General features: G+C 46.6%; 15 protein-coding genes. All 15 read right to left on the reverse strand.

Annotated elements, in window-relative coordinates; translation table 11 throughout:
• Positions 1–78: 78 nt before the first annotated feature.
• Positions 79–1,416: an ABC transporter substrate-binding protein gene (locus ASD40_RS23550; protein ID WP_235549357.1), complete on the reverse strand. Its 1,338-nt coding sequence runs from the start codon at positions 1,414–1,416 to the stop codon at positions 79–81.
• A 226-nt stretch (positions 1,417–1,642) separates the two neighbouring features.
• A complete protein-coding gene (locus tag ASD40_RS23555) occupies positions 1,643–2,569 on the reverse strand; it encodes an ArsR/SmtB family transcription factor (RefSeq protein WP_057305590.1) in 927 nt (308 codons plus the stop codon).
• Between the two features lie 91 nt (positions 2,570–2,660).
• Positions 2,661–3,647 (reverse strand): formylglycine-generating enzyme family protein, encoded by a 987-nt coding sequence (locus ASD40_RS23560; protein WP_057305591.1) that lies wholly within the window; start codon positions 3,645–3,647, stop codon positions 2,661–2,663.
• Between the two features lie 21 nt (positions 3,648–3,668).
• Entirely contained in the window at positions 3,669–5,180 is a 1,512-nt protein-coding gene (locus ASD40_RS23565) for a sulfatase family protein (protein WP_057305592.1), read from the reverse strand.
• Positions 5,181–5,301: 121 nt separating this feature from the next.
• Positions 5,302–9,156: a carbohydrate-binding protein gene (locus ASD40_RS23570; RefSeq protein WP_057305593.1), complete on the reverse strand. Its 3,855-nt coding sequence runs from the start codon at positions 9,154–9,156 to the stop codon at positions 5,302–5,304.
• A gap of 52 nt (positions 9,157–9,208) precedes the next feature.
• Positions 9,209–11,221: an alpha-L-arabinofuranosidase C-terminal domain-containing protein gene (locus tag ASD40_RS23575; RefSeq protein WP_057306279.1), complete on the reverse strand. Its 2,013-nt coding sequence runs from the start codon at positions 11,219–11,221 to the stop codon at positions 9,209–9,211.
• 24 nt (positions 11,222–11,245) lie between these two features.
• Entirely contained in the window at positions 11,246–12,139 is an 894-nt protein-coding gene (locus ASD40_RS23580) for a carbohydrate ABC transporter permease (protein ID WP_057305594.1), read from the reverse strand.
• Between the two features lie 14 nt (positions 12,140–12,153).
• Complete coding sequence (locus ASD40_RS23585; protein ID WP_057305595.1) at positions 12,154–13,110, reverse strand: ABC transporter permease; 957 nt, start codon at positions 13,108–13,110, stop codon at positions 12,154–12,156.
• 28 nt (positions 13,111–13,138) lie between these two features.
• Positions 13,139–14,728: an extracellular solute-binding protein gene (locus ASD40_RS23590; protein ID WP_057305596.1), complete on the reverse strand. Its 1,590-nt coding sequence runs from the start codon at positions 14,726–14,728 to the stop codon at positions 13,139–13,141.
• 116 nt (positions 14,729–14,844) lie between these two features.
• On the reverse strand, positions 14,845–16,449 hold the full coding sequence (locus ASD40_RS23595; RefSeq protein ID WP_057305597.1) for a response regulator transcription factor: 1,605 nt from the start codon (positions 16,447–16,449) through the stop codon (positions 14,845–14,847).
• A 3-nt stretch (positions 16,450–16,452) separates the two neighbouring features.
• Complete coding sequence (locus ASD40_RS23600; protein ID WP_057305598.1) at positions 16,453–18,231, reverse strand: cache domain-containing sensor histidine kinase; 1,779 nt, start codon at positions 18,229–18,231, stop codon at positions 16,453–16,455.
• An 84-nt stretch (positions 18,232–18,315) separates the two neighbouring features.
• Positions 18,316–20,103, reverse strand: coding sequence for a family 43 glycosylhydrolase (locus tag ASD40_RS23605; protein WP_057305599.1), 1,788 nt, complete (start codon positions 20,101–20,103; stop codon positions 18,316–18,318).
• Positions 20,104–20,274: 171 nt separating this feature from the next.
• A complete protein-coding gene (locus ASD40_RS23610; protein WP_057305600.1) occupies positions 20,275–21,120 on the reverse strand; it encodes an AraC family transcriptional regulator in 846 nt (281 codons plus the stop codon).
• Positions 21,121–21,267: 147 nt separating this feature from the next.
• Positions 21,268–22,029, reverse strand: coding sequence for an SDR family NAD(P)-dependent oxidoreductase (locus tag ASD40_RS23615; protein WP_057305601.1), 762 nt, complete (start codon positions 22,027–22,029; stop codon positions 21,268–21,270).
• Between the two features lie 12 nt (positions 22,030–22,041).
• Positions 22,042–22,992 carry an aldo/keto reductase gene (locus tag ASD40_RS23620; RefSeq protein WP_057305602.1) on the reverse strand — a complete coding sequence of 317 codons (951 nt, stop codon included), beginning with the start codon at positions 22,990–22,992 and terminating at the stop codon, positions 22,042–22,044.
• Between the last annotated feature and the right edge of the window lie 150 nt (positions 22,993–23,142).

Raw genomic sequence — 23,142 nt, forward strand, 5'->3', positions numbered from 1 at the left:
AGTATCACACCTCTCTTTCTTGAAAGTAACAAGCTTGAAGTATGATACTCCAAGCTTGTTATCTGGTTTAAAAGGCATTTATTTAGAGAGCAATGTTTTTAACTCGCTATCAATCTTCTTAAACACAGCATCCGTCGGGGTTTTATTCAACCAAATTTCATCCAGATATTTTTTCAAAACATCATTCTTAGGCCATGTTTTGTCTGATACCTTAGGGAATACCACATCAGCTGCTACACTTGCGTAGTCACTGCGGTATTTCAGACCTTTGTATTCTGTTGTATCGAAAACCGTTTTGTTAGCAGGAATGTGACCTGCTTTCGCCCAAACTTGGCCGCCTTTTTCAGCAACATAGTTGGCAAACGTCAATGCAGCTTCGCGCTTTTTAGGATCTTCCTTCGCGGTTACCGGCAAGATGATGGTGTGGGAATCTCCCCATGTTTTCGTATTCCCGTAGATATTAGGAATTGGCATAGCACCGAAATCAAGATCTTTGGTCGTTTCCCAAGTTCCTGTAGCCCACACGCCTGTCATCATGATGGCACCTTTGCCGCTTTGGAACGTTTTGTAAAAATCAGGATCCTGCGGTTTAATTACTTTACTTGTATAATATAAGTCCTTAATATAGTTTGCAGCTTTAATTGCCTTATCCGTATCAATCGCAGGTGTTTTGCCGTCATCTGAAATAACGTCATTTCCGCCTTGTTGGGAATAGAGCGCCCACCACAATCGGTATGGATCATCCGCATTATTAGAAAAAGCGAATGGCGTTACATCTTTAGGAAGCTTATCTTTCAGCGTTGTTAAGAATTTGACGAAGCCATCAGCACCAGACTCCATTGTAGGTTTGCCATCAGCGCCCAGCAATCCGGCAGTTTGCAAATGCTTCTTATTGTAATACATGATGAACGGATGCGTATCGATCGGTACCGCATAATGCTTTCCATTTACTGTAGCGGAACTCAAAATATTGCTATTATAGTTATCCCAGTTGAGATTAATGGCCTTACCCGTCGTATCTAGCTCAGATACAACCCCCGCCTTAATGAGCTCAGGTAATTTAGATGTATGGGAAATCCCGATATCCGGACCTTTGCCGCCAGATACACCCGTCACGAGCTTGGTGTAATATTCTGCCCACTCCAACTTGACGTTCTTGATTGAAATATTATCCTGCGATTTATTAAAGGAACTAATGATCTGATCCATGTATTCGCCATCGCCGCCCGCAAACAACGTCCAGAATACAAGCTCTGTTTTCTTGCCTCCGGTATTATCCGTTTTCGCCGTCTCTGCTGCTTTTTCAGTGCTGGCTGGCGTTGTGCTTGAACCACCGCTGTTACTTGAACAACCTGCCATTAGGGATACTAACATTGTGGCGCCTAGCATTGACGATAATACTTTTTTTGTTTTCAATTCAATCGCTCCCTTTTTCATTTGAAAGATACAAAACAATAATTCTGTATTATAACCATTTTTATGTATCTTATGAGAAAATAATACCGCTTACATTGCATTATGTCAACGTTTATTTTAGTATTTTTGTATATAAAGGATGTTTTCATCATATCATTACAATTTATTTGTACAAAAAGAAAGGTCAATACAACATTATTGTTTGTATGACCTCATTTCCCATCATTTAAACCGTAAAGAACACTTTCATGACGATCCCTTGTTCGTAATCCCCAAATTTGTTGCCGAATAAGTTAATACCGCCCTTATGTGTCGCATCATCTTTTACGCCTAATCTTAAATCGATGAAGCTATTATTTCCAAGCACTAATTGATGCAAATTGACCGAAGACACTTGAACGTTATCAATTGCGGTCATGGTACCGTCCACACTCAACGTTTTTAGCAATCCAAACTGTGTAGCAGATTCTGACCACCAGCCTGGATTTAATTTCCCTTTTCGCCCTCCGAAATCGCCAGGCGAGGTCCATGTTCCCACATCGACCCCATTCACCCAAAACGAAATATCAGATGGCCAGTTATTATCATAATTTGGAGCTTCTGAGCAGATTTCAAAACTGAACTGAACGGATTGGATCTTAGCACCTTTCGGAAGTTCCAACGGAAAGCGGTAATCAACGAATCCTTTGCGGAACCAAATGATTTGTGCAGAAAAGCGATCGGGATGGAAGAATCCGGCAGGCGAATCTTCCTGAATAATCATTTTCTCCGTATTGGCCATCCCGCAAGTAGGCGACACCTGGCAATTCGTAAAGTATCCGATGGGCATTTCGATCTCATAGCAGTTTTTATCCGGCTGAAGATGATAGAACTGAGAATTTAATATGATGTGAATGTCATGGTAAGTTCGCGTACATACTTTCATAGCTCCGCGTGTCGCCGGCAGCAGCTCAGTTTCAATGAGTCGAGCCTTTTCTAATATCTTCACATTAGAAGCTGCAGTGGATACAGGAATCTGAAGTGCGTCAGCAATTTCATTTATATTCAACTTCTTTGTATTTAACAGTTGGATGATGTTGACCCTTAAATCAGTGGATAATGCATGGGCTACAAGAACAAGCTCATCCGGATTTTCTATATTTAACTCTAGCATCGTATTCACTCCCGAATTTTTGTATGAATACATGTATCATATAACAAATGGTGTTATACGTCCACGGATGCATATTCGATTGGAATGATAGTCATAATGACCTAATGACGCAGCGGAAACCGATGTTCCCTGTAGAACTATCCGGCGTATTTTTGCTTCTTGCCGCTACCCGGTAGCGATTACAGTAAGACCTATGACATAGATAAGATCCCCCACGAAGCACTCGGTTATCACCAGATGACGGACCGAGCGGGTTAACTTTAGAGCTATTCAGATGATATGTCGGACTGAACCAATCCTCGCACCATTCCCACACATTGCCAGATACGTTATACAACCCGTATCCGTTAGGCTCATACGCATTCACCGGTGCTGTTCCTGCATATCCATCGCTTTGATTATTTTTATCCGGAAATTTCCCCTGCCAAATGTTACAACGGTGAACACCTCCCGGCTTTAATTCGTCTCCCCATGGATATCGTTTCTGTTCCAATCCGCCGCGCGCGGCATATTCCCACTCCGCTTCCGTCGGCAAACGCTTGCCCGCCCAGCGGCAGTAAGCCGTCGCGTCATTCCAGGAGACGTGGATAACCGGATGGTTCAGACGCTCTTCGATGCTGGAATCCGGCCCCTCCGGATGCCTCCAGTCCGAGCCTTCCACTACCAACCACCAGGGTGTATGCTGCACTTTGTTATTCACCTTCGCAGCTGTTTCCGGAGAAACAAACAGATGGAACACAAACGACCAGCCGAATTTCTCCGCTTCAGTAACATACCCGGTAGCTTCGACAAATGCGTGAAATTCTGCATTCGTAACGGCACACGGGTCGATATAGAAGGAACTGATCTCTACTGTACGGACAGGTCCTTCGCCATCCGCAGGAAAGCCTTCCCCATCATCCGTTCCCATCAGAAAAGAGCCGCCCGGCAAATAAATCATGTTATCTTTGGACGTTCCAGCGGTTATATCTAACGCACCGGATTTCTGCTCAAGCTTACCCAATTTCACGAAACCTGTTTCTATCTGGTTTCTTCCTGCACCGCAGCAGGATGGTTTGAGAGAAGTATGTTCTGACATGCTCTGTGCCTCACTTTCTATTTAAGCGTGCCAAATGCGTGGCATGGGCATTGATTCTTTTCCCAGCTCTGCCCAAACGTATTTCAAAAGCAATTCAGATTTAAGTGCAGCGTACTGCGGCTCATCCCAAAGGTTATTAAGCTCTCCGGGATCTTCTTGAAGGTCGAAAATTTCACCGTAGGTTTGATTATAGTATACAGTGATTTTATAACGTACATCGACATACGTCTTCTGATGAATGGTCGTTGGCTCGTGCCGGAACTCGCAAACGGTATGATTTCTGGCTTCCGATTGTGTACCGAGCCAGACGCCGCTTTGATCCACCCCTGTCATTGCTGGAGGAATCGGAATACCGGAAAGCGACAGAAAGGTGGGCGCAAGGTCGACAAGCGATTGAATCGCCGGGGAAACGCGGCCTTCCGGGACGTGCGCGGGATAACGGACAATAAAGGGCAGCTTGATCAAATCTTCATAGTGAAAGCCGCCTTTGTACTGCAGCCCATGCTGACCAAAGAAGTGCCCATGGTCCGTCGTAAACACGACAATCGTGTTGTCTCCAAGACCAAGCTCATCCAGCTTATTGAGAATTTTGCCGATATATTTGTCCATACAGCTGATCATTCCGTAATAAGTCGCAACCAGTTTTTTACGCTCGTCTGGGGATTGAAGAGAATGAGACTGGTAGCCGTGAATCCCTTGGCCGGTTTCGCGCCACGCGGAGAAATCAGGATTCTCCTCCTGCGTCATCCGGAAGTGCGGCGGATTCCGGTCATGCTCTCCTGGTGTGACCGCCGGTATCGTAAGCTGGTCCGGATCATACATCGTATCCCAAGGCTCAGGCACGAGATAATCCGGATGCGGATCGAAGAAGCTAGACCATAGGAAAAACGGCTCGTTATTCTCCTTGTACTGCTCGAGCAGAGCATTTGACCGTTCAGCGATCCAAGTATTGTAGTGAAATTCTTCCGGTATCGGCCATTTGTGCATAATACTTTTATCCATTGTACCGGTTGGGGGGAGAAAATAATCACGCCAATTCTTACAGCCCTTCTCCTCCATCCAAATGGCATAATGCTGGCCTACATGCGCTTCATTTGTATGATTTCGGGCTAACTCGACATGGTCAAAGCCATAGAAAGGTCCCGTAAATTCTCTCCAGATATCCAAATCCTGAAGTAGCGGGTATGCTTCAAGCGATGGATACTCATCTGTACCGCGCAGGGGTTGAAAGTGAGCCTTACCGATCAAAGCTGTTTGATAACCGTTCTTATTGAAATCCTCCCCTACGGTATGCCGATCTTCCAGCAGCTTGGTGCCGAGTGTCCACGCTCCGTGCTGACTCGGATACATGCCGGTAATGATCGACGACCGGGTCGGAGTACAAGTCGGATTCGGACAATATGCTCTCGTAAATGTCGTCCCTTCCCTAACCAATCGGTCCAGATTAGGGGTATGGATTTCCTCGTTAAACGCTCCTATAGTATTCCAATGCTGCTGGTCGCTGGTGATAAGCAAAATGTTGGGTCTTTTCACAAACTTCAGCTCCTTTAACCATTCATATCTTTCATTATAAACATTCTATTTAATCATTCTATACTAAACAAATCACCTTCTCCTATGCCAGATAGGCCACAGAAGAGGGTGATTTTGATGTTTATTCGGCCGGATTCGGCGTCACTATGAAGTTATCGATTAAGCTTTCACTGTTGAAGCTTCTAACCCCTATTTTACCATGCGTGAAAGCCGTCCCGCTTTGATCCGTGTAATCAATTAGGGGGTTCTCCATGTCCCCAACATACACCTTGATCCTAGTGCCGCTCGCCACTACCTTCATATGCTGCCAATTCCCAGCCGTACCTGCTAGCGCCGTTCCAGTCAAGTACTGGAAGTTATAATTGAATTTGCCCAGATGCACGCCGTCTGTGGCTAGGTATGCGATGTAACCCTGAAGGAAATCGTTTCTGTTCTGCCCTAATAACGTTCCGTCAGCGGGATTGTTTACACGGAAAATGATGCCTGCGTTACCTCCCGCTTGCGTATTTTCGCCCAACTTGATATCCGTCTCCACGATATAGTCCGACCAGCTGCTATCGCCGATAACCGATTTCGGATACCCTTTCGGCACAGATTTGTATACGCCTTGTTTAGGAACGATCGGGTCATTGTGGAAACGGAAGCTGTAAAAGTCGAACTCGCCGGTTACAATTTCCACCTTAATGGTGTGTTTGCCTGCGGGAAGGGTCACTCCTTCTTTCTTTACCGTCATCCACTCTTGAAAATTGCCGGTATTCGGAACATTAATGATTCCTGTTAGGTCGGTTGTGTCATCAAGCCAAAATCTGACTTGGCTGCCATCCATAGCCGTAGCTACTCGCAAATCCAGCTTGTACGGACCTGATTCGGCAACATCCACATTGTATTTCATCCATTCGCCGGTCTGGTTCCAACCCGTCGTGAACCCTTCCGGGAGCATACGGATATCGACAGCATCGGTACGGTATAGACGACCAATGTTTTCTGGCGTGTTGTCATGGTACGCGACCCCTTCCCCTCCATTCATGTAATCCACGGCATGAACGGTCCCCGGAAGTGCTTTGGATTCATTTAGCGTATTGAACGAGAGACTTGCGAAATCATACTCGCCTTGGACGATTTCAACCTTGATGGTATGGTCACCCTCCGGCAGCGTTAAGTTTCCAAGCTTGACGTTTCTCCAGTTATTCCAACCTCCGGTATTGGGGATATCCACCACACCGGTCAAATCGGTCGTATCATCCAGCCACAACCGGACTTTCCCGCCGTCAAGCCCCGTTGCGATCCGGACACTGACGTCATAGGCAGCGGGCTTGGCAACGCCCACGTTATACTTCAACCACTCGCCGGTCTGGTTCCAACCGACGTTCCAGCCACCTTTCGGATTGACACGAATGTCAACCGCATCTTTGCGATATTGGCCGCCGATATTCGTTGACGTATTGTCATGGTAACCGACACCCTCGCCACCTGTGTTATAATGAATGGCTTCTACAACGCCCGGAAGAGATTTAGGTACGTCGAAGGAAACGAACTTCAGCCTTGCGAAGTCATACTCGCCTTTAAGCGTTTCGAAGGTAATCGCATGCCGGCCCTCCGGCAAATAGACGCCTTCGGACACCGTTGTCTGCCAATTGTTCCAGCCCCCGGTATTCGGTATATTAATCGCACCGGTCAAATCCGTATGATCGTCCAGCCATATACGCGCTTGATTATCGTTGAACGTGGTTGCTGCCGTTACTTCGATCTTATACATTCCCGCGTGTTTCACATCGATGTTGTATTTAAGCCATTCGCCAGCCTGATTCCAACCGACGTTAAGACTGTTGAAATTATTGTTCGTACGGATATCGACGGAATCACCTCGATAGGCACCGCCGATGTTTTCAGGGGTGTTATCATGATATCCTATTCCTTCACCGCCCGTATTGTAGAAAGGAGCTTCTATGATGCCCGGGACCGGCTTGGGAAGATCAAACGGAGGTGCATCCCCAGTATTTACCCGCCAGCCTTGTTCAAATTTCGTCCAATCGAAATCGTTGCCGTCATTGAAATCATCGTTTACGGCTGTCGTTGCAGTGGAACGGCCCAACTTCAGTGAGGCAAAATCGAATGTTCCACCGTCTGCTATCACTTTGAGCTTATGCAGCCCTTGCGGTAGCTTGACATCCCGTATGATCTGATTATTCCATTGATCCGCACCACCTGTCGAGGGGAGCTGTACCGTGTCCGTCAATACGGTCGATTCATCGAGTTCAAGCTTCACTCGCGCATCGGCTGCTGCGGCGTACCTGATCACAACATCATAAGTTCCCGCTTCGGATACATTTACGTTATATGGTAAATTCCCCTTATTAAACGATGCGACATAATGACCGCCATATGTAGCTTCAGAGATACTGATATGATCGGAATTACCATTAGGCTTTCCATTACCTTTCGGGTTGAAATGGATTGCCTGGATCTCACCGGGAATCGGCTTATAAGCGGCGTTGGCGCTGTTACCGCCTACTTTATTGCTAAACGCGACATATCCGAAGTCTGCATGCGCATCCGTAGTCGTATAACCAATCTTGCCCTTGTCAAGCCGCTCGATGGAACGGGTTTGCTTCAACATACCGTCTACATAGATGCGATAGTCGGAGCCCTCCTTCTCCACTCGGATCTGGTGCCATTTCGTATAATCATAGCCATCCGGAAGGGAGCTAGTTACCCTCTCTGAATCCTTGCCATCTACGCGGAACACAGTTTCCAGACGATTTTGTTTACTGTTAAGTACGGCAACACCATAATTTTTCTCATTCTTGTAGGAGAAAACTGCACCCATCTGCGGGTTCGTACTGTTCCCCTGTTCTACTTGCTTCAGGTTGAATTCCGCCGTGAAATTGTCATCCGTCGCTTTCTGGGATATAAGCATACGAGATTGTTCGGGTTCACCCATGGCATCTTGATACAACGTGCTGCCGTCCCGGATACCCCAATTCCCTCCGCCTACAACCTTCCAATCATAGCCCAATCCATTTCTTTGGAATCGGTCGCTGAACTCAGGCATTGCCGGGTCGGGCTGCTCGGATGTCGTAGGACCCAGCACGAGCATCTGGTCCCCGTTCCACACGACCCGGTCCAAGTTCAGATTTCGCCCCGGATTGGCATGGCTGTGGTAGACCATATAATCGGAATCCAGATCGGGACCGCGAACGATGGAGTTATGCCCAAGCCCGACATGATCTCCTTCCGCATCGAGAAGAATCGGGTTCTGGGATGCGGCCGGCACAAAGCCCGCAACCGGACTCGAGCTGCTCGCGTAATCCACCCTGTAAGCATCGCTCCACACATGGTTTCCGGTATATGTCATATAGTATTTACCATTGCGTTTGATGACCGTCGGACCCTCGGTCCAACCATTCATCACGGCTCCGGTATTCAATTTCTCACCGAATGTATACGGATCGGACATCGGACGAACATCGATATTTCCGTTGCCCGTACTGTAGAAGTACCATTGTCCGTCATCATCAATGAATACGTCTCCGTCAATACCATTTACCTTGTTGCCCGTTTGGGCCGTGAAAGGGCCTGTAGGGCTGGAGCTCTTCAGCACGCGATGACCTCGCTGCGTGGTACCGTCATCCCGAAGCAGAGCCGTATACATGTAAAAATCGCCGTTCCAGTAAACAACCTCCGGGGCATAGGCCCCTTTCGTAACCGGTTCCGTAGCGCACAGACCGCGATATTCCCAATGCACCAGGTCTTCCGACGACCAAACCTTCACACCTGGCTTATCGTCCACCGTACTGGTGTACAGATAGTAGACTCCGTTAAATTTCAAGATGAACGGATCGCCTTCCCCATAAAAATCCCCATTATCCCAACGCCATGAGTCCGATACGATTTGCGGATTGCTGTAAGCGAATCCTGATGCCGGAAAAGACATGATCAAGACAAAAGCAAGAAGTCCCGTCAACCATTTTTTCATTTATCATCAGCTCCTATTCCTGTTACCGTTAGCAGTGAGACCTTTACTCCCGTTAGCGAATGATTTCTAATACATAGACGGATGACGCCCTCAGCAGACAGGTCACTTGAGATTTCATTACTGATAATTCATGAGCTTCGCAAACCACCGCATCCGGATGATTCACACTATTGAAACATTCGTAATCATCCGCTGTTACTTCCAACAGACGGGCTGTGCCCGATTCGGCAAATCCGTCCAGCTGCACGTCAGTTAGCGTATCTTCTAGACTTCGATTCACCATAAAGATCGTCAGTGTATCGCCACGAACATTCGTACAAGCCACGACGTCCAATTTCGGTAGGTTATCAAGCTGGAGCGCAGCAGGTACAAGACTACTCACTTGAAAGCTGCCGCAATCGGTATGGCTCTCCACCACATAGCCCAAGTCTCGGTTAGCATACATTTTCATGACATAATAGCTTGGAGTGCCATACACAGTTAAGGAATTCTCACTTCTGCCAGCGGACTTACCGCGAAACTGATCGGCATAGAAATCCCCTACTCGGATACATCCGCCAAGCCAGCCGTTGACGAGGTCGGAGAAGCTGCCTATTTCAATTAAATCGCTATTTCGAATATATTCATTCAAATTCGCTGCATTTGCAGCCGCTGCTTCTAAGGTGTGTTCATTCGGAAGACCCTTGCGGATGGTATTCGGATAATACATCGTATTGTATTCGGTGATCGCCAATTTCAGGTGACCATAACGGGCGGATGATCCGAACATCTCCCTTAATTGCCTTACGGCTTCCCTCGTCCATTCTGGATAAGAGAGGATGGCCTTATAACGCTCTTCTTTCGGTGTATGAGCATTCATCCCAAAACGGTTGTATCCGTGATACAAATGCAAGGTTAAGTAATCGATCTGCTCAGCAGCTCGTTCCAGCAAGGTTTTGTTCCAATCCATTTTCTCATTCCCGCAAGCGAGCAGCCTAATCCCTGGATCTTTTGCTTTCATAGATTGAGCAAATTGCGTGTAGCGTTCTGCGAATTGCTCAGCGCTGCAATGCCCGACCTGCCATGCTCCCCAAACTTCGTTGCCGATCTCCCAGTACTTCACGCCATATGGCTCGGTGTACCCGTTAGCAGCCCGCAGTTTTCCCATAGGTGTATCGGCATCGCCATTACAATATTCAACCCACTCAGCCGCTTCTTTCGGTGTTCCCGAACCATCGTTTACACAAATAAGGGGCTCCACATTCAGTTCACGGCAAAACCTAATAAACTCATCCGTTCCAAAATACTTATTCGTCCAGCCCCCCCATGCTTCATTGATAACACTGGGGCGCTCATACACAGGGCCAATTGCTTGCTGCCAATGATAGGCACTAATATAATTCCCGGCAAGCCGCATCATGCCGGCGTTTAAGTCCCTGGTCATATCCATAACTTCCTTGCGAACATTGCCTACACTGTCAGAAGGAAGCAGCGAAATATGATCTAACCAAAGCATCCCCGTGGATACATGATCCAGCCAGCGTTCATGCTCCAAAGGTACATATAATCGGAACTCCGCATGCTCACAAGACCGACTGACCGTCAGTCGCGATTCATAGTGCTTCCAATTATGGCTCACCACATCGATTCGCGTGGAACCAAGCACTTCTTCACTTTTCCTATCTACAATCTCTGCTACAACATACTTGATTTCGATAGAAGCCCGTGCATACAGAGCCAAATAATAGCCTTCCGGGTCCTGTTTTACAGCAATTGCTTGGCTTAGACCTGCATAAGCCTCATCGTCGCTATAGATTCGTACCCGCTGACTATGTCCGGAATGATGCGCAGCAGCGGGTTCGAGCGCATAAAGAGTACTCTTCCCGTTCGTATAAGGACGCCAGCGTCCGGAAAGCCCACTGTATGTCACGTCTGCACTTTCAAAATCCATATCCGCAAGCGGATAGGCCAACATCGCATCCATATGATCACGGATATCTTCCACAAAATGTCCGAATATGTAAGGATTAATTCGGTCCTTACGGACTTGATTCGTCTTCACCTGGATCTTAGCTCTTGCTTGCATGAACACAACGCTTCCTTCCATCCATTATCCTTTTAATGATCCAATCATAACGCCCTTCACAAAATGCTTCTGTACAAAAGGATACATCAGCAGTACTGGCAAGCTGGAAATAATAATCACCACATATTTGATACTCTCAGCCAGCAGGATTTTGGATTCCAGTCCTGCGTTGCTGTCCAACGCATCCGCCTGACTGATCATCAGCACTTCACGCAGCACAAGCTGTAACGGGTACATCTCCTTGCTGCGAATGTAGATCAAGGCATTAAAGAATGAGTTCCAGTGTCCGACCGCATAAAAAAGGATCATAACGGCCAAGATCGGTTTGGATAGCGGCAATATCACATGTGTCAACAGCTTCCAGTTCGAACACCCGTCGATATGGGCCGCTTCCTGAATCTCCCAAGGAATGTTTGATTGAAAATAGGTTCTCATCACAATCAGATTATAAGTGGCGATAGCGCCGGGAATGACTAGCGCCCACATCGTATCCACCATTCCTAAATTTTTCACGAGGAGATAAGACGGAATGAGACCCCCGCTGAAAAACATCGTAAGCGTAACAAAAAACATTATGATTCCCCGCCCTGGCAGGTCAGGTCTCGACAGCGGATAGGCCGCTAATGTTGTCATGACCAAATTAATGACCGTACCTACTGCCGTATACAGAATGGTATTGCCGTATCCGGTCCATATTTGATCGTTTTGAAAGACATTCCGATAGGCCTCTAAAGTGATCTGTTTAGGCAGCAAAATCACTTCCCCATTCAGCACCAGCGCAGGGTCACTGAAGGAGGCACTAACGATAAATATTAGCGGGTACAGTACCACTACGACGATAAGGATAGCCAATGCGTTAACCACGGCATCGAATATTTTTTCATCCGACTTCCTTTTCATGAGCGTTTGCTCCTGCATTGCTTATCCCCTCCTCACCATAAACTTGTCTCCGCCTTTTTACGGGCAAAGCGATTCACGAGTAACAGCAGCGCCAGGTTAATGATGGAGTTAAACAAGCCAATGGCAGCTGTATAGCTGTATTCCCCTTTTAAAATACCTTCCGAGTAGACAAATGTAGAAATGACATCGCTGGATTCCAAATTCAAATTATTTTGCATAAGCAAAATTTTCTCAAAACCGACATTCATGAAATGTCCGACATCGAGAATAAGCAAAATGACGATGACCGGCAGAATGCCTGGAATGGATACGTGCCAAATACGCCGCAACCGGCTCGCGCCGTCCATTTTGGCCGCTTCATACAGCTGCGGATTGACTCCGGCCAGGGCTGCTATATAAATAATCGATTGCCAACCCATATTTTGCCATATGTTGGAACCGATAAAGATCGACTTAAACCAGGCCGCTGATTCGAGAAATCGAACCGGCGCTCCGCCAAATGCCGCAATAATCGAATTCACAGGACCTCCGCGTGGAGATAAAAACAGCATCAGCATCCCTACCATGACGACGATGGAGATAAAATGAGGGGTATACGTAATATTTTGCACAATTTTGCTGAATGTTTTGTTACGGATTTCCGTAATGAGTAAGGCCAGGAGGATAGGAATTGGAAAAGCAAACAATAAAGAGAACAAGTTAATCGAAATGGTGTTCCAAAGCAGCCTCCAGAAATAATAGGATCCTATGAATCGTTGGAAATGGTCTAGCCCCACCCACGCGCTGCCGCTGATTCCCTTGGCCGGACTGAAGTTTTTAAATGCGATTTGCAAACCATACAATGGCCCATAATGGAACACAAGGTACCATACGATAGGAATGAGCAGCATCAGGTAGAGATCGTATCGACTTACGATCGATTTATAAAGACTGGAGCGCCTCGATCGGGATCGAGACGCAACGCCCACAGTATTTACCACACTCTTCATCTGTAGCCCTCCAGCGGGTATGCGGTGCTTAGTTTTGTTTTTTGAGGTTATCATAAGTGGCTTGGTATAGCTGCTGCAGCTCATCAATTTTCATTTTCTTCAAAGTGGCCTGGAACTCGCCCCATTTATCGAAGTTAAGCGCGCCTACAATAAACTTGGTGCTCTGCTCCTCGTAATATTTATCAATATCGTTCCGCAGCATATTGATTTTTAGAGCCGTTTGTTCGTCGAACATAGGTGGTGCGAACTTAACTTTCGGCATGAACGGGTCCAGCTTCTTTTGAGCTTCTTGAACCTGCAGCGGATTGATGTAAGACGCTACCTTCTCGCTGATCAGATGCGGCGCCCCGCCTCCGGCATATGGGGTGATTTTGGATTGATTGCCGGTCGCCAAGAAGGCATCTGTATAATAAGGAATCCCCTCTCGCAATTCATAATTCTCGCCTTTACGACCAAATCGAAGCAAGGTGGATCCTTCGTCGCTGTAGAAATAATCGATCCAACGCATCGTCGCTTCCGGATACTTGTTAACCGGGGTGATGGCAAAAGCTCCAAAATCTCTCGGTACCGGAGCTGCATTGCTCTGCATTCTGTCGCCATGCGGTCCCTTGACCGGGGCTATACCCATATATTGATTTGCAACTTTCGTATCCAGCATCGGATTGTTCGTCTGATCAAAGAAGAAACCGGTATTTCCGGACCCTTGCTTGGCCAGATATTGAGCTTCCTTTTGTGTAAACAGCTCTTGATCCAGCAGCTTCTCCGAATACAGCTTGTTTAAATACATCAACAATTCCTTATTCCGATCACTACCCATCCAAATATTAACCTTGTCATTGTCCAAGTTAATGTTATAACCAAACTGAAGATCCAATCCAAAAGATCCGGCCATTTGCGTTACGACAGACAATTTGTCGTTGCGTGCAGTCATCGGAAGCTCGTCTTGTTTGCCGTTGCCGTTAGGATCTTTTTCCCGGAAAGCTTTCAGCACCTCGTACAGTTCATCCGTAGTCTCAGGTTCCTTCAGATTCAGTTTCTTCAGCCATGCTTGATTCATCCATCTTTTATCGGTTCTGGCGGAGTTGACGGTCACAATCCCCGGGATGGCATAAATATGGCCTTCAGGTGTTGTTATGGCGGAACGAATCTCTGGATACGTTTCCATTAACTTCTTAAGGTTTGGAGCGTAAGAATCAATCAGCTTCTCGAGTGGAATTAATTGACCGCCAGCACCGTATTTAATTGCCTCTAATTGTGTAAGACCTGAGCGATACATGGCATCAGGAAGCTCATTCGATGCAAACAACAGATTCTTTTTCTCAGGAAAGCCATCCGTTGGTGCCTCGATAAATTCCACTTGAACATTGCTCATTTTTTCAAAGTCCTTGAACACCGGCATATCCTTAAATGGTCCATTGGTTGGCGCAATTCTTGTGAACATTTTCAGCTTAATCGGCTCTTTCACAATGGGAAATCCCGCTGAAGATACAGTTTTCACATCATCTACTTTGGTTGTGCCCTCTTTCTCTTTACTCGGGGTATCCGAGCTGCAGGCGCTAAGTGCCATACTGGATACTACTAAAGTTGAAAGCAGTACCGTCCCCCAATTTCTTTTCATTCTTTCGTTCCTCCGATCACGTTGTTTTCACCCTTAAAAGAAAGCGTTTTCTAAGGGTTGATCTAAGTATAGTTAATTAATGCTTTGGGATGATTCAACATTTATGACTTTCCATTCTACTTTTTTGACGGTTTCAGATGATCCATGTACGCCTGAGGTGTCATTCCTGTTATGCTTTTAAACACTTTAAAAAAGTACGTATAACTCAAAAATCCAACCTCACTGCTAATCTGTTTCAACGCATAGGTGCCGGATTCCATAAGCATGCAGCTCGTTTTAATACGAACCCGGTTCAAATACTCTGTGAAGGTCATAGCCGTTTCCTCTTTGAACAATCTGCTTAAATAGGAAGGATTCAGATTAAGGGCACTCGCCGTAATGTCCAAGGAGATGTTGGAGGCATAGTTATCGGCGATAAACTGTATGGCTTTCGAAATATGACGCGAATAGGATCCTCCTGCATGCTCTTTCTTAATAGCCTCAACAATTCGTGCATAGTAATTTAACAACCATCTCTCCAGCTCAGCAACGCTTCCCATTCGCCCAAGCTCATTCCTCGAGGGGATGAGCCCGTTATCTTCTAAGGATGAATGAGGAAAATGCCGCTTCCATGCCCTTTCAACAAGATGAAGCATTTCGCTTACAATGATTTGCACTGTCATAGCGTAGACTGGCTGACTACGCAGTGCACCAAAAATGGTTGAAATGATTTGATTTATTCTTTCCCCATCAAACCGCTCCAGAAAAAGCAGCAATTGCTTCTGTTCTTCCATTAAAAGAGAGTCTTTCAGGATGGATGCGTTCAATCCTTGATCGAACATGACGTTTATATCCTCGTTTGCTTTGGTATAGCTGGAGCCAACCAACCGCAAATTTCCGCATAGCGGTCCTATGGCATAGACACATTTTAAGTTAAGGAATTTCTCGAGAGAATGAGCCAGGGAGCTCGTGGCTTGATTGATTTGGGTTGTAACCGTATGTTCACTTCGATCTTCCGAAGAAAACAGGACAATAAAGCGTCCCTCCCCCACATAGCCTACCGTCCGCTTCTGAATGTCGCCAATTGCCATTTGCATGACTTCCGTGGCCTGCTGAACAAACCGATTTTTCTGTACATCGGTAAAGGACTCCGTCAACAACAGAAAAGGTACGATTTGTACAGCTGCGGTTCCATAAGTGATGGAATTGGTATACAGATCATTGTCCCTTGCATAAGACTGCAGCGCTTCCCCGGCTTCTTGTACATCTCTAGCCAAATTAGCTACATAGTCGCGAAGAATAACCGGACTTAGCCGTTCAATCATCTGGGTTTGAGCACTTCGAGCTTCATGCTCTCGTTCTTCACTCTGCCATTCCTGAACCGCTTTATCTAGAAGCGTCAATAGAGCTCCCGCGTTCAAGCGATGCTTGAGCAAATAATCCATAGCCCCGTTCATGAGGCAGGTCCGAACATAATCGTAATCGTCAAAACTGCTCAGCATGATCATTTTAACCTTGGGAAACCGGTCTTTGATCATACGGCTCAGTTCTACCCCATTCATTAACGGCATGCTTACGTCTAAAATTGCGATATGCGGAGGTTGCTGCTCCATCATGGAAAGCGCCATAGATCCGTTATGTGCTTCACCGCTTATGGTGAATCCATGCTTTTCCCAATCCAACATACTCTTCACATCGTTTCGTGCCAACGCCTCATCATCGACCAATAATACCTGAAACATTCCTCATTCCTCCTGCCCTTTTCGATCCGTACCCGGCACCAATGGAAATCTGATCTGCACAGTGGTATAGGTATCTGGCTCACTATAAAGAAACACGCCGTAAGGCTCCCCGAACAGTCGAACAATGCGTTCGTGCACATTGCGAACGCCCATGCCGCTGAAGCGTGTGTTCGTCTGGACTTTATTCTCTTCAAACAGCGCATCGATCTGTTCCTTTGACATCCCTTTGCCGTTATCTCTCACTTCGATTCTCAGTTCTTTGTTTTCCTCATAGATGCGAATCAATACTAGGCCCTCGTGCTCCGAGGAGGATAGCCCATGAATGATGGCATTTTCCACAAGAGGCTGCAGCATTAACTTCAACACGCTGAACTGTAAAAGCTCTTCATTTTCGACTTCTATCTTCACATGGATGGGTTCCACATATTTGTATTTTTCAATATTGACGTAGCTGCGGACATACTGCAGCTCTTCCTGCAGGGAAAGAAATTCATTCGTATTCCCCAAAACACCGCGCATGAGCTCTATTAAAGATTCCGACACCTCAACAATATTCGGCACCCCGTTCAGTTTGGCCAAATACTTGACCGTATTCAGCGTGTTATACAGAAAATGGGGGCGAATTTGAGCCTGCAAAACAGCCAACTCCGCTTCACGCTTCTCTTTCTCAGTCATCACGATTCCCTCAAGTAAACGCTTTAATTCCTCTACCATACTTTTGAAAACTTGATAGAGCTGGCCTATTTCATCCTTAGAATGAATTTCGACAGCTGGGAGCGTCATGTTGCCTTCCATGACATGCATCATCATAGATCTCAGCCTTCGAATATTTCTTGTAATTCTCGAGGAAACCTGTAAAGTACCGATGACGATAATGATAAACACAACAATGGCTACTGTGGCTAATACATTTCGGATCCGCGTCGTTTCAGTTAAGAGAGACTTCATAGGAACGAGTGCCACCGTGGACCATCCCGTATAATCCGATTTCCGTGTGATAACCAGGTAAGATTTCTGTCCGATGACCCTTTCAACCGAACCATCTGAACCGGATATCTCCTGATTGAGCAAAGTGATCACCGCCTTGTCAAAGACGCTTGTTTGGGGTTGATAAATAAATTCATTGTTCCTATCAACCACATACAACATACTGTCCGATGTAGGTTTGACATCATATATTTTCTTAATGAACTCGTCATTCAGATCGAACATCACCATACCGATTAAATTACGGTTATATCGGAGCTCGCGCCCGGTCACAATGGAGTCACTGAAACCGGTTTGATGAAAATAAGCATGCCCTGAGCCATTTTGAAGTAAATAATCCATCATCGGTGCATATAAAATGTTCTTGTCGAGCCATGGGGATCCGACAAAAAACACCTTTTCGTTCAGCCCTATGACGGCAACGCGTGAAATATATGGCTTGTAGGCAATCAATGCGGATAAAAACTCCTCGATCCGCTTTTGCTCCTGGAACCACTCGTAGCTTGGTTCCTCCGTCTTGCTAAGCAGCGTATCCAGCACCGTTTTATTGGTAGCGACCACCGTATTTAATCGACTAACTTCCTCCAATCGGAGATTTAAGGATTCGTCCGCCTGGCGTATGCTTTCCGTAACGGAAGTAATCGCATTTTTCTTTACCGTTTCTCTCATGTACAAATAAACAATACTTGTCACAGCAACGATTCCAATCAGAGTAACCAGACTGAATGCGACAAAGATTTTCCCCTGGATGCTTACCGTAGGTGAAACCAACTTTTTTACGGAGAAAAACTTCATGGACCGGCAGCTCCTTTCCATTTCACGAATAGTAGAAAAAAACATGAATCCGGCCCGATCAGGAGCTTGATTCATGTCTTAATATTACTCACAACAAGGTGCAATGCATAGCCCCTCCCCATCCTCTTCGGCCCCCAGCAGGACAATTCCCACACGGGTCCGAAATGGAGCGGTTCGATCATTACCAAAAAATGTAGACATGAGTCTGCCGTCTTTATCGATAAACATCGTTCCGTGGCCTCCGTGAGGTACCGCCAACCGTCTTGGAGTATAAGGGCCGTACAAATCTTCAGCAACGGCATACATCAAATCATACGTTCCGTCCACGCGTTTATCCCCATTCCACTCCGCCGCACCAAGAATGTACTTCCCTTTGTACTTCACGATGAATGCACCCTCATAGCCAACGCGCTGTCCATCCGAGCACAGCAGCTTGCGGGGGTCCTCCGCAAAGCCTGTCATATCCTTCTTCATCTTGGCGATTTTACCATCCTGCCAAACAAAATACACTTGACCATCATCATCCTGGTACAGGCTGGAGTCAATATCCGTATTCGTCATGCGACCCATATCGATATACGGTCCTTCTGCATGTCCAGATACACTTTTAATCAACCCGGTGCCTCCGCCTTTTAGCGAATAAGTGATCCAGAATGTTCCGTGCAAATAGATCATCTCCGGGGCCCAGAGACAAGGATTTTCATAAATGTTGTTCTCCCATGTCCCATTTTCGGATAAATCCCATACTTTGGCCACATGGTTCCATTCCTTCAGATCATTTGAGCTCCACAAGTGAAGTTGGTTATTCCGGTCCCAAAAATTACGATGCGGCTTATCTGTTGTCCCCGTCAAATAATACGTCCCATCCGGTCCTTTGCTAATATGAGGATCCCGAATCAGGAACTCCCCTACAGGTTTAAGACTTCCCACGGCTCCCTTCTCCAGCACCGTTCCCTCCATCGGCCTTATGAATCCCGGGCCTGCAATGGACATGGGGACAACAGAAGGGTAATGCTCAACCGGTGAATAGCTGCCGCAGCCTGCAAAGGACGCATACAGCTGATTGTCCGGTCCATCAAATAAAGTGACTTGTCCGCCATGGGGAAGTGCCAAATACCGTCGGCTGTAGGGACCATAGATCGATTGGCTCACCGCTACAAAGGTATCTACAGCATCGCTGCCCATCCTCTCAAACGCATCTGCACAGAACATATAGTAGTACCCAGCCCGTTTATATAAAAAAGCCCCGTAACTTCCTACCTGAAGGTTCCGTAAGTACGATGGATGATCCTCCCGCCCCGCGACCTTCCAAGGCTGCACTTCTACCATCCGGGGAAGTTCCTCAAGACCGGTCATGTCCTCTTTCATTTTGGCAATTTTGCCATTGCTGTAAATCCAATAAACAACTCCGTCTTCATCCTCAAATAAAGAGGCATCCTGCCCGTCATCTGTTATCTTCCCCATATCCTGGTAAGGACCCATGACGGAGGCGGACAAGCTTTTGAGCAAACCAGTGCCGCCTTGTTTCAACCCATATGTGATCCAGAACGTTCCCTTTACATAGTGGATTTCCGGTGCACAAATACCAGAGGAGCCCTCACTCTCCTTTTGCCACGTTCCCTCTTGCTCTAAGCTCCATACGGCGGCTGGCCCCGTCCATGATTTTAAGTCTGTGGACGTCCATACCTGCAAGCTTGAGCCTTCTGTCGCTCCGGTCATATAGTACATATGATCCGGCCCTGTGCAAATACTGGCATCTTTTAGGGAGACATCCAAAATTCGTTCTATCATTACTGCAGATTCAGAATAGCCTGTACAGGCGGACCATTCCGTTTCAGGATGAGGTGGCTGTATAATAAAATCACTGTGCATTGTATTTTTCCCTTCATAAAATAATCTGAATTAAGTATACCGTGGTCTGTACAACTTTTTAATAGAATAAGCGGTTCATCGGGTGAGGATTATGGACGTCCTTTACTTTTTCATAAAACAAAAACATGCCGTGAAGAATCATTCGCAATTCCTGAACAATTCGCGGCATGTCTATTGAATTTTAATAAATTGCTTTCGAAAGGCGCTTGGTCTAACTCCGGTTTTGCTTTGGAACAGGTTCGAAAAATAATGCGGATCGACATATCCAAGCTTATAACCAATATCGCTTATGGTCAGATGTGTGTCGAGCAGCATCAGTTTAGCGGATTCTATCTTTTTGGAGATGACATAGTTATAGATGGTAGTTCCTATTTCTCTTTTAAACAAGCGATTTATCTGCTTATTGGAAATGCCCATTTGTGAAGAGAGCTGGGTCGGGTCGAAAGGATGAAGGATACTGTTATCCAAAAATTGCTTTATCACTTGAACCGTTGATGTTAACGCTTCCCCTCTTTTACGTAAAGTTTCAGAGAGGCTGACAATGATTCGCATAAGGATGATCTGCAGCTCACTTTGCATTTCTTCTACTGATTTTTGTTTAGCGCTTTCAATAGCCTCTTTAAACAAGTACTCCAATCCGCTTCTGGGCGTCACGACATGTGAAAGCAGTTGGTAGGCTTCAAGCATCTTCAGAATCCAGCTTCCGCTAATGTTTAGCCATATATAACTCCATTGCTCCTTGTGGTCTAGGTCTGAGGCAACTTCATGGTAATAGCCTGCAGGTAGGATGAACATGTCTCCCTGACGAGCCATATAGGCTTGGGGACCGACCTGAACACTGCCTTGCCCTGATAGTACGAAACCGAAAACGGTAATTTGTGCAATCTTTCGAATATTGCGGTAATCCGTATCACAGTAATTAACCCCTAAGAACTGGACGCTCAGAGGTGGAGGCTCTCCTAACGGAGGCAGGTGATATACGGGCCCATGCTTGCCGGGTTTATTTATCATCGTCATTGGACCTCTCTTAACATCTTGGTTCCTAGTTCCCATGACTATATTTTAGCACAATTTCAAGTATTGAGACATGGAGTGAGATGGAAGAAAGAGCCTTAGGGCATACAGGCTACTGCCATATCCCTAACATCGATATAGCTCCCAGTTTCATATCGTCGGCATTACGTTGCCGCCATTCACGGGGATAAATGCTCCCGTAATAAAACTCGCCAAATCAGATGCCAGAAACGCTACCACATTGGCGATTTCCTGATCGGTGCCACGGCGTTTCAACGGTACGTGGCTTTCATACGACTCTTGGCGTTCCGTAAGGTTTTCCCGATCCTTATCGCTGATCGTCCAGCCTGGTGCCACTTGGTTAACAGTCACTTGATGTTCGCCGACTTCCTTTGCCAGTACCCGGTACAACCCGTCCATCCCCCGTTTGCCGCTCACATAAGCGGATTGGGAAGGGAAATTTTGCATGGAGCATTCTGTATTAATACCGATAACCCTGCCCTTTTTGCGTTTCACCATGTCTGGTAAGAATGCCTTTGCGAGCAGTACACTTTGTATAACGCACGATTCAAACTGGCTGATATAGTCTTCTATCGGCTGATCGAGTACCGATGTCCATTCGTACTGTACAACGGCATTTGCAACGACAATATCTACAGCCCCCGTAAGTCCGAGCGCGCGCTCCTTCAGCGCAGTGACTTCATCCGCTTTGGTCACATCAGCTTGAACAGTAACAGCACGGCGCCCGATCCCTTCGATCTCGGCCTGTAACTCGGCCGCCTTCAACTCATTCTGATTATAGTGAATGACAATATCCGCCCCACATAGAGCCAATGTTCGGGCCATGACACGTCCAAGCTGTCCCGAAGCCCCGGTAATCAGCGCTGTTTGACCTCTCAAATCAATGTTCATAAAGACTCTCCTTTATTCAACCGCTATTTTGCGAATTTCTGCAAGTGTAGCCTCATCCAAAGTCAGATCGATGGCCGGCAGTACACTTAAGATGTGACTCGGCTTGCGAACGCCTACAAGAGCGCTGGTCAAAGCCGGATGGGCGAGATCATATGCGATAGCAAGCTGAGGCATGGTCATGCCGTACCGGCTCGCGATAACTTTCAGCTTCTCTACGCGTTCCACGTTTTTCCTCAAACCCTCCCCGGTATGTGCAGCGTTGCGGGAGCGCCAATCGTCATCTGAGAATTTGGTGTCGTAGGTATAATTTCCTGACAAGAGACCTGAAGTTAGCGGGCTGTAGGCAACGACGCCGATTCCTTTCTCCAGACAGAATGGCAAAATCTCCTTCTCAACGGCAGGCCTCAGGATGGAATACGGCGGCTGAAGAGAATCAACATGTCTTACGGAAAGCGACGCTTCCAATAACGAAACATTGTAATTGCTTACGCCTACATAACGTACTTTGCCATCTTGTACGAGCTTATCCATGGCACGCATCGTCTCTTCCGCCGGAGCGTTCGCATCCGTATCCGGCCAGTGCATTTGATACAAATCGATATAATCGGTACCGAGACGACGCAGGGATGCTTCCGCTTCACGAAGGATGGAGTCGTAGGTTCCGTTCTTGGAAATGTTTTTGTTCTCGTCCCAAACCAGACCGCATTTGGTCGCCAACACCACTTTGTCACGGTCTCCCTTCAACGCATTCCCGATAACTTCCTCTGAATGACCCAGACCATAGACGGCCGCAGTGTCAAAAAAATTGATCCCGTTGTACAAAGCAACTCGCACGCTTTCAGCTGACAGCTCATCGTCTTGGTTGCCCCAAGCGCTGGCCCAGCCTCCTCCGCCGATTGCCCAGGAGCCGAAGCCAATGACTGAAATTTCTGGACCATTCTTACCAAGTTTACGATATTTCATGAGTATAATTCCTCCTACTTTCACATTATCCTATCTATCCTTTAAAATATTCCGCACGTTTCATAAAAATCTGCTCGACGCGTTCAACTATTTTTCCATCCCGCTCGGACTTTTGTTTCACTTCGTTCCATTCCTTGTCCTGCGAGAAAG

Origin of the sequence: Paenibacillus sp. Root444D2 (assembly GCF_001426375.1) — a bacterium.
GTDB lineage: Bacteria > Bacillota > Bacilli > Paenibacillales > NBRC-103111 > Paenibacillus_E.

Excerpts from the sequence above, each read along its gene's own strand:
- ASD40_RS23555 (WP_057305590.1), bottom strand. The coding sequence starts at position 2,569 with ATGCTAGAGTTAAATATAGAAAATCCGGATGAGCTTGTTCTTGTAGCC.
- ASD40_RS23560 (WP_057305591.1), bottom strand. The coding sequence starts at position 3,647 with ATGTCAGAACATACTTCTCTCAAACCATCCTGCTGCGGTGCAGGAAGA.
- ASD40_RS23570 (WP_057305593.1), bottom strand. The coding sequence starts at position 9,156 with ATGAAAAAATGGTTGACGGGACTTCTTGCTTTTGTCTTGATCATGTCT.
- ASD40_RS23575 (WP_057306279.1), bottom strand. The coding sequence starts at position 11,221 with ATGCAAGCAAGAGCTAAGATCCAGGTGAAGACGAATCAAGTCCGTAAG.
- ASD40_RS23580 (WP_057305594.1), bottom strand. The coding sequence starts at position 12,139 with ATGCAGGAGCAAACGCTCATGAAAAGGAAGTCGGATGAAAAAATATTC.
- ASD40_RS23585 (WP_057305595.1), bottom strand. The coding sequence starts at position 13,110 with ATGAAGAGTGTGGTAAATACTGTGGGCGTTGCGTCTCGATCCCGATCG.
- ASD40_RS23590 (WP_057305596.1), bottom strand. The coding sequence starts at position 14,728 with ATGAAAAGAAATTGGGGGACGGTACTGCTTTCAACTTTAGTAGTATCC.
- ASD40_RS23595 (WP_057305597.1), bottom strand. The coding sequence starts at position 16,449 with ATGTTTCAGGTATTATTGGTCGATGATGAGGCGTTGGCACGAAACGAT.
- ASD40_RS23600 (WP_057305598.1), bottom strand. The coding sequence starts at position 18,231 with ATGAAGTTTTTCTCCGTAAAAAAGTTGGTTTCACCTACGGTAAGCATC.
- ASD40_RS23605 (WP_057305599.1), bottom strand. The coding sequence starts at position 20,103 with ATGCACAGTGATTTTATTATACAGCCACCTCATCCTGAAACGGAATGG.
- ASD40_RS23610 (WP_057305600.1), bottom strand. The coding sequence starts at position 21,120 with ATGACGATGATAAATAAACCCGGCAAGCATGGGCCCGTATATCACCTG.
- ASD40_RS23615 (WP_057305601.1), bottom strand. The coding sequence starts at position 22,029 with ATGAACATTGATTTGAGAGGTCAAACAGCGCTGATTACCGGGGCTTCG.
- ASD40_RS23620 (WP_057305602.1), bottom strand. The coding sequence starts at position 22,992 with ATGAAATATCGTAAACTTGGTAAGAATGGTCCAGAAATTTCAGTCATT.